15 protein-coding genes are annotated in these 15,175 nt (G+C 58.6%); 8 read left to right on the top strand and 7 right to left on the bottom strand.

The features are described 5' to 3' along the window. Nucleotides 1–77 precede the first annotated feature (77 nt). Together ldcA and AB8804_RS01415 are read left to right on the top strand one after the other, a co-directional pair. The gene (gene ldcA, locus AB8804_RS01420) at nt 78–992 is read left to right on the top strand and encodes a muramoyltetrapeptide carboxypeptidase (RefSeq protein ID WP_371182249.1); all 915 of its coding nucleotides are present in this window, start codon (nt 78–80) and stop codon (nt 990–992) included. A 97-nt stretch (nt 993–1,089) separates the two neighbouring features. After that, the gene (locus tag AB8804_RS01415; protein ID WP_371182248.1) at nt 1,090–2,823 is read left to right on the top strand and encodes a potassium/proton antiporter; all 1,734 of its coding nucleotides are present in this window, start codon (nt 1,090–1,092) and stop codon (nt 2,821–2,823) included. Nucleotides 2,824–2,920: 97 nt separating this feature from the next. Here the strand turns inward: AB8804_RS01415 and dadX are convergent, their stop codons facing one another. Both dadX and AB8804_RS01405 read right to left on the bottom strand, forming a co-directional pair. After that, complete coding sequence (gene dadX / locus AB8804_RS01410) at nt 2,921–3,991, bottom strand: catabolic alanine racemase DadX (RefSeq protein WP_371182246.1); 1,071 nt, start codon at nt 3,989–3,991, stop codon at nt 2,921–2,923. A 9-nt stretch (nt 3,992–4,000) separates the two neighbouring features. Beyond that, nucleotides 4,001–5,299: a D-amino acid dehydrogenase gene (locus AB8804_RS01405; protein ID WP_371182244.1), complete on the bottom strand. Its 1,299-nt coding sequence runs from the start codon at nt 5,297–5,299 to the stop codon at nt 4,001–4,003. Nucleotides 5,300–5,622: 323 nt separating this feature from the next. On the opposite strand from AB8804_RS01405, the gene AB8804_RS01400 reads away from it, so the two are divergent. After that, a complete protein-coding gene (locus tag AB8804_RS01400) occupies nt 5,623–7,155 on the top strand; it encodes a SpoVR family protein (RefSeq protein WP_371182242.1) in 1,533 nt (510 codons plus the stop codon). Nucleotides 7,156–7,262: 107 nt separating this feature from the next. Here AB8804_RS01400 and fadR read toward each other — a convergent pair whose 3' ends face one another. Continuing rightward, nucleotides 7,263–7,982 (bottom strand): fatty acid metabolism transcriptional regulator FadR, encoded by a 720-nt coding sequence (gene fadR / locus AB8804_RS01395; RefSeq protein ID WP_371182241.1) that lies wholly within the window; start codon nt 7,980–7,982, stop codon nt 7,263–7,265. 172 nt (nt 7,983–8,154) lie between these two features. Here fadR and nhaB point away from each other — a divergent pair, with 172 nt between their 5' ends. Beyond that, nucleotides 8,155–9,693, top strand: coding sequence for a sodium/proton antiporter NhaB (gene nhaB / locus AB8804_RS01390; protein ID WP_371182239.1), 1,539 nt, complete (start codon nt 8,155–8,157; stop codon nt 9,691–9,693). 143 nt (nt 9,694–9,836) lie between these two features. Next, the gene (gene dsbB, locus AB8804_RS01385) at nt 9,837–10,367 is read left to right on the top strand and encodes a disulfide bond formation protein DsbB (RefSeq protein WP_371182236.1); all 531 of its coding nucleotides are present in this window, start codon (nt 9,837–9,839) and stop codon (nt 10,365–10,367) included. Between the two features lie 86 nt (nt 10,368–10,453). Here dsbB and AB8804_RS01380 read toward each other — a convergent pair whose 3' ends face one another. From AB8804_RS01380 to AB8804_RS01370, 3 genes are all read right to left on the bottom strand, one after another. Further along, complete coding sequence (locus AB8804_RS01380) at nt 10,454–10,894, bottom strand: YcgN family cysteine cluster protein (protein ID WP_371182234.1); 441 nt, start codon at nt 10,892–10,894, stop codon at nt 10,454–10,456. A 93-nt stretch (nt 10,895–10,987) separates the two neighbouring features. Next, nucleotides 10,988–11,647 (bottom strand): fumarylacetoacetate hydrolase family protein, encoded by a 660-nt coding sequence (locus tag AB8804_RS01375; RefSeq protein ID WP_371182232.1) that lies wholly within the window; start codon nt 11,645–11,647, stop codon nt 10,988–10,990. 47 nt (nt 11,648–11,694) lie between these two features. Beyond that, nucleotides 11,695–11,970 carry a YcgL domain-containing protein gene (locus AB8804_RS01370; protein WP_371182230.1) on the bottom strand — a complete coding sequence of 92 codons (276 nt, stop codon included), beginning with the start codon at nt 11,968–11,970 and terminating at the stop codon, nt 11,695–11,697. A 123-nt stretch (nt 11,971–12,093) separates the two neighbouring features. Here AB8804_RS01370 and minC point away from each other — a divergent pair, with 123 nt between their 5' ends. The 3 genes from minC to minE are packed head-to-tail and all read left to right on the top strand — an operon-like array spanning nt 12,094 to nt 13,907. Continuing rightward, the gene (minC, locus tag AB8804_RS01365; protein ID WP_371182228.1) at nt 12,094–12,801 is read left to right on the top strand and encodes a septum site-determining protein MinC; all 708 of its coding nucleotides are present in this window, start codon (nt 12,094–12,096) and stop codon (nt 12,799–12,801) included. 23 nt (nt 12,802–12,824) lie between these two features. Continuing rightward, the gene (gene minD, locus AB8804_RS01360) at nt 12,825–13,637 is read left to right on the top strand and encodes a septum site-determining protein MinD (protein WP_253377603.1); all 813 of its coding nucleotides are present in this window, start codon (nt 12,825–12,827) and stop codon (nt 13,635–13,637) included. 3 nt (nt 13,638–13,640) lie between these two features. Next, nucleotides 13,641–13,907: a cell division topological specificity factor MinE gene (gene minE / locus AB8804_RS01355; RefSeq protein WP_003859937.1), complete on the top strand. Its 267-nt coding sequence runs from the start codon at nt 13,641–13,643 to the stop codon at nt 13,905–13,907. A 93-nt stretch (nt 13,908–14,000) separates the two neighbouring features. On the opposite strand, the gene rnd is transcribed toward minE, so the two are convergent. Beyond that, nucleotides 14,001–15,128, bottom strand: a complete 1,128-nt coding sequence (gene rnd, locus AB8804_RS01350; protein WP_371182224.1) for a ribonuclease D — start codon at nt 15,126–15,128, stop codon at nt 14,001–14,003. Nucleotides 15,129–15,175 lie beyond the last annotated feature (47 nt).

Raw genomic sequence — 15,175 nt, 5'->3', positions numbered from 1 at the left:
GTACGCCCCCCTTGAAGCGGGCAGCGGATAAGCGGCATGATATAGACTATTCGCTTCTCATTCAGCAAGGAATTGCCATGTCTCAGATTCATCTTATCGCCCCCTCCGGCTACTGCATTAACCAGGACGCGGCGCAGCGGGGCGTGCAGCGCCTGCTCGAATCCGGCCATCGGGTAGAAAATCAGACAATCCTTCCCCGCCGCGCGCAGCGTTTTGCCGGGACGGAAGCGCAAAGGCTGAACGATATCAACGGCCTGACGAACCTTGAGGGCGCGAATAACGTCGTGCTGGCGGTGCGCGGCGGCTACGGCGCGAGCCGGCTTCTTGAGAGCATCGACTGGCAGGGGCTGGCCGCGCGCCAGCAGCGCGATCCGCTTTTAATCTGCGGGCACAGCGATTTCACCGCCATCCAGCTTGGCCTGCTGGCAACGCATAACGTCATCACCTTCAGCGGCCCGATGCTGGCCGGGAACTTCGGCGCGCCGGAGCTTAACGCGTTCACCGTGGAGCACTTCTGGCGCGCGCTGCAAAACCCGACCTTCAGCGTGGAGTGGCAAGGCAGCGGGCCGCAGTGGGCGTGCGAGGGCCAGCTGTGGGGTGGAAACCTGGCGATGCTGGTCTCGCTTCTCGGCACGCCGTGGCTGCCGCAGATTGAGGACGGCATTCTGGTGCTGGAAGATATTAACGAACATCCGTTCCGCGTCGAGCGCATGCTGCTGCAGCTGTATTACGCCGGGATCCTGGCGAAACAGTCGGCGATTATTTTAGGCAGCTTTAGCGGCTCAGAGCCCAACGACTATGACGACGGCTACACGCTGGAAACGATGGTGGATTTTATCCGCTCGCGCCTGGATATTCCGGTCATTACCGGGCTTAATTTCGGCCACGAGCAGCAAACCGTGACTCTGCCGCTCGGCGCGCAGGCATCCTTTGTGCACGATAATTCCGGCTGTCGATTAACGATAAGCGGACATCCGGTCATAAAGGCATAAAAAACCAATCATACCGCCTTAATTAAACGCTGCTCGTGCCGTTAATATGTTAGGGTTTTAATAGAGACAGCTTGATTAAGGTGGGAGTACAACAACATTGGATGCCGCAGCAATAATTAGCCTTTTCATTATCGGTTCGGTCCTCGTGACCTTTAGCATTTTATTAAGTTCTTTCTCATCGCGCCTCGGCATACCCATTCTCGTGATTTTTCTCGCTATCGGCATGCTCGCCGGTATCGACGGCATCGGCGGTATCCCGTTCGATAATTATCCCTTCGCCTATATGGTGAGTAACCTGGCGCTGGCGGTGATCCTGCTGGACGGCGGGATGCGCACCCAGGCCAGCTCGTTTCGCGTCGCGCTCGGTCCGGCACTGTCGCTGGCGACCGTCGGCGTGCTGATTACCTCCGGCCTGACCGGCATGATGGCGGCGTGGCTGTTTCATCTCGACATCATGGAAGGCCTGCTGATCGGGGCCATCGTCGGCTCGACGGATGCGGCGGCGGTGTTTTCACTGCTCGGCGGCAAGGGGCTGAACGAGCGCGTCGGCTCTACGCTCGAAATTGAGTCCGGCAGCAACGATCCGATGGCGGTCTTTCTGACCATCACCCTGATTGAGATGATTCAGCAGCACGAAACCGGGCTGAGCTGGCTCTTTGCCTGGCATATCCTGCAGCAGTTTGGGCTGGGGATTATCCTCGGCCTCGGCGGCGGCTACCTGCTGCAGCAGATGATCAACCGCATCTCCCTGCCTGCGGGCCTCTATCCCCTGCTGGCGCTGAGCGGCGGGATCTTGATTTTCGCGCTGACGACCGCGCTCGACGGCAGCGGCATTCTGGCGGTCTATCTCTGCGGCTTCCTGCTCGGCAATCGCCCTATTCGCAACCGCCACGCCATTTTGCAGAACTTCGATGGGCTGGCCTGGCTGGCGCAAATCGCCATGTTCCTGGTCCTCGGCCTGCTGGTGACGCCGTCCGACCTGCTGCCGATTGCCATCCCGGCGCTGATTCTTTCGGCGTGGATGATCTTCTTCGCCCGCCCGCTGTCGGTGTTTGCCGGCCTTCTGCCGTTTCGCGGGTTTAACCTGCGCGAGCGCGTCTTTATCAGCTGGGTTGGGCTGCGCGGCGCGGTGCCGATCATCCTTGCCGTTTTCCCGATGATGGCCGGGCTGGAAAACGCCAGGCTGTTCTTCAACGTGGCGTTCTTCGTGGTGCTGATCTCGCTGCTGTTCCAGGGCACCTCGCTCGGCTGGGCGGCGAAAAGGGCGAAGGTTGTGGTGCCGCCGGTGGGGCTGCCCGTCTCGCGCGTGGGGCTGGATATTCACCCGGAAAACCCGTGGGAGCAGTTTGTTTACCAGCTCAGCGCGGACAAATGGTGCGTGGGCGCGTCGCTGCGCGATCTGCATATGCCTGCCGAAACGCGCATTGCCGCCCTGTTCCGCGACAACGCCCTGCAGCATCCTACCGGCAGCACCCGCCTGCGCGAGGGCGATATTCTGTGCGTTATTGGCCGCGAGGCGGATCTTCCCGCGCTGGGCAAGCTGTTCAGCCAGTCGCCGCCCGTCGCGCTGGACCAGCGCTTCTTCGGCGACTTTATTCTGGAAGCCAGCGCCAAGTTCGCCGACGTGGCGCTGATTTACGGCCTGGACGAAGGGCTGGAGTACCGCGATAAGCAGCAGACGCTGGGCGAGATTATCCAGCAGCTGCTGGGCGCTGCGCCGGTGGTGGGCGACCAGGTCGAGTTCGCCGGAATGGTCTGGACGGTGGCGGAGAAAGAGGATAATGCGGTGCGGAAAGTCGGCGTGAAGCCGATGGATGAGGAGTCGGAGTAAGATTTTTTTGCCGGGTGGCGGCTTCGCCTTACCCGGCCTACGTTCGAGGATTTTGTAGGTCGGGTAAGGCGCAGCCGCCACCCGACACATACGCTAGTTACACCGTCACAACCGGCACTCTCGGCGCAAGAGCGCACATGAGTTCGTACCCTACCGTGCCCGCCGCAGAGGCCACGTCGTCAATCTTAACCTCATTGCCCCACAGCTCGACCGGCGAACCGATCCCCGCCTGCGGGCACGGCGTCAGGTCTACGGCCAGCATGTCCATTGATACCGTGCCGACCGTTCCCGTCCGCACGCCGTCAACCCATACCGGCGTGCCGGTTGGCGCAACCCGCGGATAGCCGTCCGCATACCCGCCCGCGACGATCCCAATGCGCTGCTCGCCCGCTGCGCGATAGCGGCTGCCGTAGCCAACCGTGTCCCCCGCCTTCAGCGTCTGCACGCCGATGATTTCGCTGCGCAGGCTCATGACCGGCCTGAGACCGCTGTTGGCAACGTCCTGCCACTGGCCGGACGGGGAGGCGCCGTAGAGGATAATGCCGGGACGCACCCAGTCGTAATGCGCTTCAGGATGCCAGAGCGTCGCGGCAGAGTTGGAGAGCGAGCGCGGGCAGTCCAGCCCTTCCGCCGCCTGCTCCACCCGCACCATCGCATCGTCAATGCCGTCCGGTTTTTCCGCATCGGCAAAATGGGCCATCAGGGTCATCTCGCCGACGTTTTTTAACCCGCGCAGCTGCTGCCAGACGGTGTGCACCCGCTCGGGCTGGAAGCCGAGGCGATTCATGCCGCTGTTGACTTTGAGGTAGATATCCAGCGGCGCGTGCAGCTTCGCATCCTGGAGGGCCTTCACCTGCCAGTTGCTGTGCACGCTGGTGGTGAGCCGGTACTTATCCAGCAGCGGGAGATCGCCCGCGTGGAAGAACCCTTCCAGCAGGAGAATCGGCCCCTTCCAGCCGCGCTCGCGCAGCAGAATGGCCTCTTCAAGATTCAACAGGGCAAAGCCGTCGGTGGCGGCGAGCGCGCTCCAGATGCGGTCGATACCGTGGCCGTAGGCATTCGCCTTCACCACCGACCAGACGCGCGAGCCCGGCGCGGCGCGGCGGACGATTTGCAGGTTATTCTTCAGGGCCTGCAGGTCCAGCTGAGCCAGAACAGGACGGGACATGACGACTCCTTAGCTGTGCGCGCCGTGCAGATGCTGCGGGCGCGAAGGGGTAAACCCCGATTGATAGCGCGCGGCGCTGAGATCGTCAAACGGAATTGCCGGCGTGCGCCCGGAGATCAGGTCGCTCAGCAGCTGGCCGGAACCGCAGGCCATCGTCCAGCCGAGCGTGCCGTGGCCGGTGTTGGTCCACAGGTTTTTAAACGGCGTGCGGCCCACGATCGGCGTGCCGTCCGGGGTCATCGGCCGCAGGCCGGTCCAGAAGGTTGCCTCCTCGACGGCGCCGCCGCGCGGGAAGAGATCGCCGACCACCATCTCCAGCGTTTCGCGACGCGGCTGCAGCAGCTCGGTGTTGAAGCCAACGATCTCCGCCATGCCGCCCACGCGGATGCGGTTATCAAAGCGGGTGATCGCGATTTTGTAGGTTTCATCCAGAATGGTGGAGACCGGCGCGCCGCTGTCCTCTTTTACCGGCAGCGTCAGCGAGTAGCCCTTCAGCGGGTAGACGGGAATATCGAGAATGCCCTTCAGCATCGCGGTGGAGTAAGAGCCAAAGGCCATCACGTAGGCGTCGGCCTTGATCACCTCGTCACCGCACTTCACGCCGTAGATGTTTTGCCCTTCGCTGAGCAGCCTGTCGACGGAGGTGTTAAAGCGGAACGTTACGCCCGCCTGCTCGCACATCTGCGCCAGACGCTGGGTAAAGAGCTGGCAGTCGCCGGTCTCGTCGTTCGGCAGGCGCAGGCCGCCGGTCAGCTTGTGCGCCACTTCCGCGAGCGCGGGTTCAACCTGGGCAAGCTGGCTCGCCTCGAGAAGCTGATACGGGACGCCCGCGTCTTCGAGAACGGCGATATCGCGGGTGGCGTTTTCATACTGCTGCGCGGTGCGGAAAAGCTGAAGCGTTCCGCCCTGACGGCCTTCGTAAGCGATGCCGGTAGAGGCCCGCAGCGCCTTCAGGCAGTCGCGGCTGTACTCCGCCAGGCGCACCATCCGCCCCTTGTTTTCCATGTAGTGGCGGGTGTCGCAGTTGCGCAGCATCTGCCACATCCACTTCAGCTGGAACTGGGTGCCGTCGAGGCTGATAGCCAGCGGCGCGTGGCGCTGGAACATCCATTTGATCGCCTTCAGCGGCACGCCCGGCGCCGCCCACGGAGCGGCATAGCCGGGAGAGATTTGCCCGGCGTTCGCCGCGCTGGTTTCCAGCGCGGGGCCTGGTTCACGATCGATGACGGTAACCTCATGCCCCGCCTGACTTAAATACCAGGCGCTGGTTACGCCAACCACACCACTTCCCAGTATGACAACACGCATAGCCACTCCGTTAATGAGCAAAAGAACAATCTTCTAATTACAGATTGATAACCTAGATGAAAATATTATTCAACATACGGCTTTTTTATGGTGACATATCTCACATCCTCCCCTGCTGGATGGGATGGCGGTTATTTGGAATCTCCTGCTGCGCGTTATTTTTAACCAGAATAAAATTCTGTCGACGCGGCGCTTTTTGCGGTATCGAAAACGCGAAATCGCAAAGAAAAAATTTCTGCTTAAGCACGCTTTTCAACGCGTTGTTCTATGCTTGAAAAGAGGTTCTCCAGTCAGAGAGAGCCATCCACAATGAGGGCGCGCTAATGGCTACTATTGATTCCATATCTAAGGACAACACTCGTCTGAGCGATGGACCCGACTGGACCTTCGAGCTGCTGGACGTCTACCTCGCCGAGATCGACCGGGTCGCCAAACTCTACCGCCTCGATACCTATCCGCATCAAATCGAAGTCATTACCTCCGAACAGATGATGGATGCCTATTCCAGCGTCGGGATGCCGATTAACTACCCTCACTGGTCGTTCGGTAAGAAATTCATTGAGACCGAGCGGCTCTACAAGCACGGCCAGCAGGGGCTGGCGTATGAGATCGTCATTAACTCCAACCCGTGCATCGCCTATTTAATGGAAGAGAACACCATTACCATGCAGGCGCTGGTGATGGCGCACGCCTGCTACGGGCATAACTCCTTCTTTAAAAATAACTACCTGTTCCGCAGCTGGACGGACGCCAGCTCCATCGTCGATTACCTGATTTTCGCCCGCAAATACATTACCGACTGCGAGGAGCGCTACGGCGTGGACGAGGTGGAAAAGCTGCTCGACTCGTGCCACGCGCTGATGAACTACGGCGTTGACCGTTACAAGCGTCCGCAGAAGATCTCCCTCCAGGAGGAGAAGGCGCGGCAGAAGAGCCGCGAGGAGTATCTGCAGAGCCAGGTGAACATGCTGTGGCGCACCCTGCCGAAGCGTGAGGAAGAGAAAACCGTCGCCGAGGCGCGCCGCTATCCGTCGGAGCCGCAGGAAAACCTGCTCTATTTCATGGAGAAGAACGCCCCGCTGCTGGAGCCGTGGCAGCGCGAGATCCTGCGCATCGTGCGCAAGGTGAGCCAGTATTTCTACCCGCAGAAGCAGACGCAGGTGATGAACGAAGGCTGGGCGACCTTCTGGCACTACACCATCCTTAACCACCTCTATGACGAAGGGAAAGTCAGCGAGCGCTTCATGATGGAGTTCCTGCACAGCCATACCAACGTGGTGTTCCAGCCGGCCTATAACAGCCCGTGGTACAGCGGGATTAACCCGTACGCGCTCGGCTTTGCCATGTTCCAGGACATCAAGCGCATCTGCCAGTCACCGACGGAAGAGGATAAGTACTGGTTCCCGGATATCGCCGGGTCGGACTGGCTGGAGACGCTGCATTTTGCGATGCGCGACTTTAAGGACGAGAGCTTTATCAGCCAGTTTATGTCGCCGAAGATCATGCGCGACTTCCGCTTCTTTACCGTGCTGGACGACGACAGAAATAACTTTCTGGAAATTTCCGCCATCCACAACGAGGAAGGATATCGCGAGATCCGCTCCCGCCTCTCTTCTCAGTACAACCTGAGCAACCTTGAGCCGAATATTCAGGTCTGGAACGTGGATCTGCGCGGGGATCGCTCTCTGACGCTGCGCTATATCCCGCACAACCGCGCGCCGCTGGACAAGGGGCGCAAGGAAGTGTTGAAACACGTCCACCGCCTATGGGGGTTCGACGTGCTGCTGGAGCAGCAAAACGAGGACGGCAGCGTAGAGCTGCTGGATCGCTGCCCGGCGCGGTTGAATACGCTGTAGTGGGGGATTTTTGCCGGGTGGCGGCTGCGCCTTACCCGGCCTACGGATTTTGTAGGCAGCGCCACCCACCCGACGAAAAAAAACCTCTCATCTGAGAGGTTTTTCTTTTAGCGCGTCTGGATGGCTAAATCACCCGGCAGGGTTTTCTGCATCCGGTGCCAGATCTCGCCGGAGTCTCGGCCATAGCGGCGAACGGTGTCATACACCTGATCGTGCTGGGCGGAGGAGCACAGCTCGCTCAGCTTGTGATAGAACCCCAGCGCCAGGCTGCGGGCTTCCGGATTGGCGAAATAGTGGCGGCCAATGCGGGTATAGAGCCCCTTCATGCCGTTGAGGATTAGGCCATAAATCGGGTTGCCGGAGGCGAACGCCAGACCGCGGAAGATGTTGTAGTCGAGCGTCGCGAAGGCGTCGGCATGATCTTCCACTTCGCTGGCGCTGGCCAGCACCTTAAGCGCGTCTTCAGGGTGCTGGCGAAACGCGGTGCGGATAAAGATGGTGGAGATGTTGGTACGCACAGAGAGCAGGTTATCAATCAGCTGTGGGACGCTCTCGTGATCGAGGCGCGCGAGCGTTTCAAGAATATTCAGCCCGGAGGTTTCCCAGAAGTTGTTCACTTTGGTTGGCTTGCCGTGCTGAATGGTCAGCCATCCATCGCGCGCCAGGCGCTGCAGCACTTCGCGCAGCGTGGTACGGGTGACGCCAATCAGTTCAGAGAGTTCGCGTTCAGCAGGTAGAATTGATCCCGCGGGGAAACGATTATTCCAGATGCTTTCAATGATGTACTCTTCCGCGAAACCCGCCGGGCTCTGCGCCTTAATAACCATAGTGAGATTTCCATTACACAGCTTTAGCAAATGGTACTCATCATACCAGAGGCGCGCAGAGGCAGATAGCGCAGGTAAGAGAGAAAAAAGGGATCGTCGTTTCATTTTTATGAAATTTACGCAGCGGCGTATACTTAGGGTTTGTCTTCGTTGACGGTGAAGGACATCTGTCGTGGAAATTTCTGTTGGACGCGCGCTGTGGCGCAACTTTTTAGGTCAGTCACCTGACTGGTACAAACTGACGCTGCTGGTCTTCCTGGTGGTAAATCCCCTTATCTTTCTGGTTAATCCTTTCGCTGCGGGGTGGCTGCTGGTCGGCGAGTTTATCTTCACGCTGGCGATGGCGCTGAAATGCTATCCCCTGCTCTCGGGCGGGCTGCTGGCGTTCGAAGCGGTCGTTATCGGCATGACCAGCGCGGAGCACGTTAAAGAAGAGCTGGCGAGCAATCTTGAGGTTCTGCTGCTGCTGATGTTTATGGTGGCGGGGATCTACTTTATGAAGCAGCTGCTGCTGTTTATCTTCACCCGCCTGCTGCTGAGCATCCCGTCTAAGACAATGCTGTCCGTGGCCTTCTGCCTGGCCGCCGCCTTCCTGTCCGCGTTCCTTGACGCGCTGACGGTGGTTGCGGTGGTGATTAGCGTTGCCGTCGGGTTTTACGGTATTTATCACCGCGTGGCCTCTTCCCGTCCGGGAGAGGATCTGCAGGACGACAGCCACGTAGACGCGCACAATCGCGAGGTGCTGGAGCAGTTCCGCGCGTTTCTGCGCAGCCTGATGATGCATGCGGGCGTCGGCACCGCGCTCGGCGGCGTGATGACCATGGTGGGCGAGCCGCAAAACCTGATCATCGCCAAAGCGATGGGCTGGAACTTCGGCGAGTTCTTCCTGCGCGTGGCGCCGGTCAGCGTGCCGGTGCTGGTGTGCGGAATCGCCACCTGCATCCTGCTGGAGCGGTTTAAGGCCTTCGGCTACGGCACGCAGCTGCCGGAGCCGGTGCGTCAGGAGCTGGAGAAGTTCGACCGGCAGAGCCGCAGCCAGCGCACCCGCCAGGAGACGCTGCGCCTTATCGCCCAGGGCATTATCGGCGTGTGGCTGATCGCCGCGCTGGCGTTTCACCTGGCGGAGGTCGGCCTGATCGGGCTGTCCGTTATCATTCTGGCCACCACCTTTACCGGCGTGACGGACGAGCACGCCATCGGCAAAGCGTTTACCGAGGCCCTGCCGTTTACCGCCCTGCTGGCGGTGTTTTTCGCCGTTGTGGCGGTGATTATCGACCAGCAGCTGTTTTCGCCCATCATTGCCTACGTGCTGCAGGCCGAGACGGATGCGCAGCTGACGCTGTTTTATCTGTTCAACGGCCTGCTCTCGTCGATCTCGGATAACGTGTTTGTCGGTACGGTTTATATCAACGAGGCAAAAGCGGCGATGGAGCACGGGACGATAAGCGCCGGACAGTTTGAGCTGCTGGCGGTGGCGATCAACACCGGCACCAATCTGCCATCGGTGGCCACCCCGAACGGACAGGCCGCCTTTCTGTTCCTGCTGACCTCCGCGCTGGCGCCACTCATACGGCTTTCTTATGGAAGAATGGTCTGGATGGCGCTGCCGTACACGCTGGTGCTTACCCTGGTCGGGCTGCTGTGCGTCAAAATTACCCTCATTCCCTATACGCAATGGTTAATACATGCGGGTATACTGGCTGCGCCTTAAACCTTATGTTTCGGGCAGTTCGCTGCCCGTTTGCCTTTTCGCGCGATAAACATCCGATTACGCTTTATTTCTTTCGCTAACGGTGGCGTGAAAAACGAATTGGTTTACACTGCGCTTTCTAAGCATGTTCCAGGGAAATGATTATGTTGAGATTTTTAAACCAGTGCTCCCGCGGTCGCGGAGCGTGGTTGCTGATGGCCCTGACCGCCTTTGCGCTGGAGATGGTCGCGCTGTGGTTCCAGCACGTGATGGGCCTCAAGCCCTGCGTGCTGTGCATCTACGAGCGCTGCGCGCTGTTCGGCATCATGGGTGCCGGTCTGGTGGGTGCCATTGCGCCGAAATCCCCGCTTCGCTATGCCGGTATCGCTATCTGGCTTTACAGCGCGTGGCAGGGCATTCAGCTTGCCTGGCAGCACACCGCGATGCAGCTGCATCCCTCGCCGTTTATGACCTGTGACTTCGCCGCCCGCTTCCCGAGCTGGCTGCCGCTGGACAAATGGCTGCCGCAGGTGTTCGTCGCGTCCGGCGACTGCTCCGTTCGCCAGTGGGAATTTTTAACGCTGGAGATGCCGCAGTGGCTGGTGGGCATTTTTGTTGCCTACTTCGCGGTTGCGCTGCTGGTGCTGATTGCCCAGCCGTTCAAGCCGAAAAAACGCGATCTGTTCGGAAGGTAAAAGCAAAACGGTGCAGGTCGGGTAAGCGCAGCGCCACCCGACACAACAGCGCCTGATAAAAACCCGCCTCGGCGGGTTTTTTAGCATCAGCGGGTCGGGTGATTCAGGATATGGTCTTCCCAGTCCTGCACCTCGGACTCTTTCACCGCAATGTGGCGAACGGAGATGCGCTCGCCGTGCATCGCCGCTTTAGACCCCGTCAGCAGCGGGTGCCAGTCCGGCAACGCCTTCCCTTCCGCCAGCAGGCGATACGCGCAGGTGTGCGGCAGCCATTCAAACGTTGGCAGGTTATCGCGGGTTAACTTGATGCAGTCTGGCTCAAACTCAAAGCGGCGCTCGTAGTTACGGCACTGGCAGGTTTTGATGTTGAGCTGCCTGCAGGCGACGTTGGTAAAGTAGATTTCGTCGGTGTCTTCATCCATCAGCTTGTGCAGGCAGCACTGCCCGCAGCCGTCACACAGCGATTCCCACTCCGCGTCCGTCATGTCGTCGAGCGTTTTGGTTTGCCAGAAAGGGAGTTCGTTCATCAGGATGTCCACACGTCAAAAGAAAGCGCACCTTATAACGAGTCTGGCACGTTGATGCAAGTTTTGCCGCCCATTTACGGCGGCAAGAGGCTTTTACAGTACGCGGGTTTTCAGCGACAGGCCGTTAAAACTGACCTCCAGTTCATCACTGCCGTTCAGCGGGCCGACGCCGTCCGGCGTGCCGGTCAGGATCACATCGCCCGGCTTCAGGGTAAAGAAGCGGCTCATGTAGGCTATCAGCGGCACAATCTTGTGGATCATGTCTGCCGTCGTGCCCTGCTGGCGCACCTGGCCGTTGATCTTCAGGCCCAGCGCGGTATTTTGCGGGTCGCCCTCAAAATCAGCCGCGGGGATAAAGCCGGAAATCGGGCACGCGTTGTCGAACGCCTTGGCCTTTTCCCACGGCTGCCCGGCCTTCTTCATTTTGCCCTGCACGTCGCGCAGGGTGAGATCCAGCGCCACGCCGTAACCGGCGATCGCTTTCTGCACGTGCTCTTCGGAAGCCTGGCGCAGCGTTGCGCCAATCAGCACCGCCAGCTCTACCTCATGATGAACGGAACCCAGCCCCTGCGGCAGCGCCAGCGGCTGGCGAATGTCGCACAGCGCGGTTTCCGGCTTGATGAACAGCACCGGCTCTTCCGGCGTCGCGCTGCCCATCTCCTGGATATGTTTTGCATAGTTGCTGCCCACGCAGACCACTTTGCTCACGGGATAATCCAGTAATGCGCCCTGCCAGTTATGATGTTGATACATAGTCGCTCCCTAAACGGTTGTTGTGTTACGCCCGAAAGTCCGCGGATCTATTTCTTTCCGTTCACCTCAAGGTGCTGTTTTAATAAATTTTCGGGCGGTGGTGGAAGCTGTAAATAATAGCCTTGCTCGGCCAAAGCCATTTTTACTTTTTCCAAATCAGCATTGACTAATTTCTTACGGCCGTCCAGCGGCAGCAGCATCGCCAGCTGCGGACGCCCAAAACTTTTCATTAATTCTTCAGGCACGCGGGAAAAATCGTCTTTCTTTTCGACATAAAGGTAGGTCTGGTCACGGCTTGTACTTCTGTAGATCACACAAAACATGTTTTTACTCTGAATTAATGGGTGGCGGCTTGCCTCAATATACTCCTGACTATAACATGCCTGATACTCTTCGGAATATCGCAGCGCGTTGTTGCGGTTAATAGCAAATTGAGTAAGGCCAGGATGTCAAACACGCCCATCGAGCTTAAAGGCAGTAGCTTCACCTTATCAGTGGTACATTTGCACGATGCAAAACCCGAGGTTATTCGTCAGGCGTTAGAAGACAAAATCGCCCAGGCTCCCACTTTTCTTAAGCATGCGCCTGTTGTGGTTAACGTTAGCGGTCTGAATACGCCCGTCAACTGGGCGCATCTCCAGCAGGCCGTTTCATCAACCGGGCTGCGCATTGTCGGCATAAGCGGCTGCAAAGACGTTGAGCTGAAAGCGGAAATCGAACGCGCAGGTTTGCCGCTCCTGACTGAAGGAAAGGAAAAAGCCCCGCGTTCTGCGCCTGCCGCACCCGCTGCGCCACCGCCTCCGGCGCAAAACGTTACGCAACTCACAAAAACGCGATTGATTGATGTGCCGGTTCGTTCCGGTCAGCGGATTTATGCGCCAAACTCTGATTTGATTGTTACCAGTCACGTTAGCGCTGGCGCTGAGTTGATTGCGGATGGCAACATACACGTCTACGGTATGATGCGTGGCAGAGCACTCGCGGGCGCAAGCGGCGATCGAGATGCACAAATATTTTGTACTCACCTGACGGCGGAACTGGTGTCCATCGCAGGTGAATATTGGCTGAGCGATAAAATCCCAGCCGAATTTTATGGCAAAGCGGCGCGTCTGCAGCTGGCAGACAACGCTTTGACCGTTCAACCGTTGAATTGATCCCTTTTTAACAAGGAATTTCTATGGCACGCATTATTGTTGTGACTTCGGGTAAAGGAGGCGTTGGCAAGACCACCTCCAGCGCGGCCATCGCTACAGGTTTGGCCCAGAAGGGAAAGAAAACGGTCGTTATCGACTTTGATATCGGCTTACGTAACCTGGACCTGATCATGGGCTGTGAGCGCCGCGTCGTTTATGACTTCGTTAACGTCATTCAGGGCGATGCCACGCTGAACCAGGCGCTGATTAAAGACAAGCGCACCGAGAATCTCTACATCCTTCCGGCTTCGCAGACGCGTGATAAAGACGCGCTGACCCGTGAAGGCGTGGAAAAGGTGCTCGACGAGCTGAAAAAGATGGAGTTCGACTTTGTGGTCTGCGACTCCCCTGCCGGTATCGAAACCGGTGCCCTGATGGCGCTGTACTTCGCTGACGAAGCGATTATCACCACCAACCCTGAAGTCTCCTCTGTACGTGACTCTGACCGTATTCTGGGCATTCTGGCCTCGAAGTCCCGCCGTGCGGAAAATGGCCAGGAACCGATTAAAGAGCACCTGCTGCTGACCCGCTACAACCCGGGCCGCGTGAACAAAGGTGACATGCTGAGCATGGAAGACGTGCTGGAGATCCTGCGCATTAAGCTGGTCGGCGTGATCCCGGAAGATCAGTCCGTACTGCGCGCCTCTAACCAGGGCGAGCCTGTCATCCTGGATACCATGGCAGACGCGGGTAAAGCGTATGCGGATACCGTAGACCGTCTGCTGGGAGAAGAACGTCCTTTCCGCTTCATTGAAGAAGAGAAGAAAGGTTTCCTCAAACGCCTGTTCGGAGGATAAGTTATGGCATTACTGGACTTTTTTCTCTCGCGGAAAAAAAGCACCGCCAACATCGCAAAAGAACGTTTGCAAATCATCGTTGCGGAGCGCCGTCGCAGCGACGCCGAGCCGCACTACCTGCCGCAGCTGCGCAAGGACATCCTGGAAGTGATCTGTAAATACGTGCAGATTGACCCGGAAATGGTCACCGTGCAGCTGGAGCAGAAAGACGGGGATATTTCGATTCTGGAGCTGAACGTGACGCTGCCGGAAGCGGAAGAGTCGCGTTAATCCGTTTGTGATTGCGTAGTTTGTAAGCCGGGCAAGCATCGCGCCGCCCGGCCATATCCCCGGTGGCGCTGTGCCTACCGGGGGTACAGTTCTTTAGCGCGGATAGCCTTCCAGCAGCGTTTTCAGGCGACCGGCCATCAATTCACCCCGCCATCCCGTCATCAACTCCGGTAAGCCATTCTGTGGCTTCAGCTTCCAGTGCCAGTTCAGCAGCTGGTTAATCTGACGACGCGAAGCCAGCAGCTCCGCGCTGAGCTTACTTTCCGTCGCCACGTCCAGCACCAGCGCTTTGATGTCCTTAAACGCCTTACGGTAGCCCGGCATATCCATCAGGTTCAGCAGAGGCTCCGGCAGGTCTTCATCCGCCGTTTGCTGAGCCTGCTCTACCAGCTCCAGCAGCCTTTTCCCATGGAAGCGAATTTCGCTGCCTGAAAGGCCGAGGCTGTCCAGCTCGCCGAGGCTGCCCGGCATATAACGGGCAACCGCCCACAGATGCTCCTCGCGCACGACGAAGTTCACGGCCAGGTCGCGCTCGCGCGCTTTGCGCAGGCGCCAGTCAGCCAGCAGCTGCAGGCAGGCGAGCTGACGCGTGCGCAGCTGCCAGGCGTTGGTGATGTCGCGCCACGCTTCTTTTGGGTCAAGCACTTCCTGACGACGCTGCTGCGTCATGCGGCACTCGTCGAGGGCCGCATCCAGCCAGCCGGAGGCTTCCGCCTCTTTCATCAGCTGTCCGGCAATCGGCAGGAGGTAAAAAACGTCCGCCGCCGCGTATTCAAGCTGACGCTCGGACAGCGGGCGCGCCAGCCAGTCGGTGCGGGATTCGCTTTTATCCAGCTTCACACCCGTATATTCCTCAACCATCGCCGCGAATCCCCAGGAGAGCGGGCGATTGCTAAAGGCCGCGAGGATCTGCGTGTCGATGAGCGGCTGCGGCATGATGCCAAAGGTATTCAGGAACACTTCCAGATCTTCACTGCCTGCGTGCAGGTATTTGGTCACCGCGGTATCGAGCAGCAGCTCGCGCATCGGGGCCCAGTCGGTAATGCCGAGCGGGTCGATCAGCGACACATGCTTACCGTCATACATCTGGATAAGACCCAGTTGCGGATAGTAGGTGCGCGTGCGTACAAACTCGGTATCCAGTGCGATGGCAGGAAAATCGCGCGTAACTTCGCACAGCGAAGCCAGCTCGTCATTTGTTGTGATTATCTGGTAATTCAAAACGGGTTCTCTTTTGTTTGCGCCAAAAAAAACGCCGGCATAACCGG

It is taken from the genome of Enterobacter sp. KBR-315C3_2022, assembly GCF_041399425.1.
Lineage (GTDB): Bacteria > Pseudomonadota > Gammaproteobacteria > Enterobacterales > Enterobacteriaceae > Enterobacter.
This window is presented reverse-complemented; position numbering and strand designations above follow the sequence as displayed.